This is a genomic window from uncultured Campylobacter sp. (assembly GCF_938045775.1).
Classification (GTDB): Bacteria; Campylobacterota; Campylobacteria; order Campylobacterales; family Campylobacteraceae; genus Campylobacter_B.
In genome coordinates, this window is sequence record NZ_CALIBH010000207.1 from 1 (window position 1) to 1,819 (window position 1,819).

The 1,819-nt window shown below is 38.4% G+C and carries 3 protein-coding genes and 1 pseudogene; 2 read left to right on the forward strand and 2 right to left on the reverse strand.

The window, feature by feature from the left end; genetic code table 11:
• Positions 1-352: pseudogene (locus tag Q0238_RS08230) on the reverse strand (purine-nucleoside phosphorylase); the annotation flags it as partial.
• 176 nt (positions 353-528) lie between these two features.
• On the opposite strand from Q0238_RS08230, the gene Q0238_RS08235 reads away from it, so the two are divergent.
• Entirely contained in the window at positions 529-786 is a 258-nt protein-coding gene (locus tag Q0238_RS08235; protein WP_297879771.1) for a hypothetical protein, read from the forward strand.
• A gap of 18 nt (positions 787-804) precedes the next feature.
• The gene (locus Q0238_RS08240) at positions 805-1,437 is read left to right on the forward strand and encodes a tetratricopeptide repeat protein (RefSeq protein ID WP_297879772.1); all 633 of its coding nucleotides are present in this window, start codon (positions 805-807) and stop codon (positions 1,435-1,437) included.
• Positions 1,438-1,502: 65 nt separating this feature from the next.
• Here Q0238_RS08240 and Q0238_RS08245 read toward each other — a convergent pair.
• Positions 1,503-1,819 (reverse strand): HisA/HisF-related TIM barrel protein (locus Q0238_RS08245; RefSeq protein WP_297944951.1); only part of this gene is annotated, 317 nt, incomplete at its 5' end.

Consider the following 1,819-nt stretch of genomic DNA (forward strand, 5'->3'; position numbering starts at 1 on the left):
AAATTTTTAGAATTTCACCTTCTTTATATAGCCCTGCAGAACCCACGAAAATGATCTCGCTCGGCAATGCATTTAAAATTTTATCGGGATTTTGAGATAAATTCGCCTTTCTCGAGGCGGATGGATTTGCTAAATTTAGCTCATTGTCCGCTTGCGAGTGCGTCGCAAAAGGCGCCAGAGCCGCTAAATCCGCCGCCCGCTCATCCGCAAAATCGCGCTCATATTTAGCGTAAAAGCCTGCCATAGCGCGCTTTTGCAAAAATGCCGTCAGATTTATGCTCATATCGATTAGCCCCACGCCCATAGGTAGCGCGAATGGAAATACTTCGTTTCGTCCCGCCGAGATTATCATTTGCGTATCGCACCTTTGTTATTTTTATCTAATCATAGCCAAATATCAATAAATTTAAGGCTAAATTTTAAAATTCGGCGCGGTAAAATAGCGAATAAATTAAAAATAAATTTAAGCAAATTCTCAGGGGGGGGGGAGGGGTATTATTGAGACTAAAATTTAAATAAGGAGAGCGTATGGATAAATATGAAAAATTTGTGTTGTCGTTCTTTACGGGAATATTATCGAGTGCTTTGACTACGTTATTTATAAATGGGATTGGTGCCAATACTTTGAGTTCTTTGGTATTGATCGTTTTAAGCGCTATCTCTATTTTTGGCATTTCTTGTATATTTTTTGTAACCAATAAAAGAGAAGAAAGAGAAAAACAAGAGCAAGAAATTAAAAATGAGCAAAAGCACAAACATACTATATTTTATTACTATGAAATTTAAATTTTTAAAGGAGAAAAAATGAAAAAAATTATTTTAAGTTTAGTCGCTTTTGTGTCTTTAGTGTTTGCAGATACCGATTATAATTTTGCTACAGAACTCGAAAAAAAATGCACAAGTATCGGCACAACAAATGAATGCTATGGTGCTGGATTAATATATCACTACGGTGCAGAGGGAGTAAAATTGAATTATGATAAGGCCCTAAAATTCTTTAAAAAAGCATGCGAAGCAAAAGAAGATAGTAAGGAGAAATTTAGTAGTTGCTTTCAGTTGGGACTCATGTATGAAAATGGACGCGGAACGAAACAAAACTACAAAAAAGCGATGGAACTATATACAAAAGCATGCAATGAATATAAAAATGACGGCGATTGCTTTGGGCTTGCTTATGCGTATGAATATGGGATTGGCGTAAAACAAGATAAAGTAAAAGCCGCTGCAGTATATAGAAAAATTTGTGATGCCGATAACGTTTTTTCTGCTTGCTATAACTTCGCCTTGTATAATGAAAACTACGGCGATAAGCAAAAAGCCATGATATATTATAAAAAAACATGCGATATAGGCAGATATGATTACGGCGTGCAAAATCATTCTGAAGCTAAGGAGTTTTGGCAAAGGGCTTGCAATATGTATGAAATTTTAAAATAAAATTTAACTATTTAGCCGCTTCGGCAGCTAAATTTCGGCTATATAATTTAAATTTGGCTGGAATTCTACAACCTTACCTCGATGCCTTGCCGCCTTAAATATTCTTTTAGCGCCTTAATTTCGATCTCTCTGAAGTGAAAAATCGACGCCGCTAAGCATGCGTCTGCGCCCGCCAAAAATGCGTCCTTAAAGTGCTCCATTTTACCCGCGCCGCCGCTTGCGATGATGGGGATATCAAGCTCGCTAAAAATCCGTGTCAAATTTAACTCAAAGCCGTTTTTGACGCCGTCGCAGTCCATCGACGTGAGTAAAATTTCGCCCGCGCCACGCTCCTGCGCCTCTTTCGCCCAAGCAAGCGCATCCCTGCCGGTATCCAGTCTGC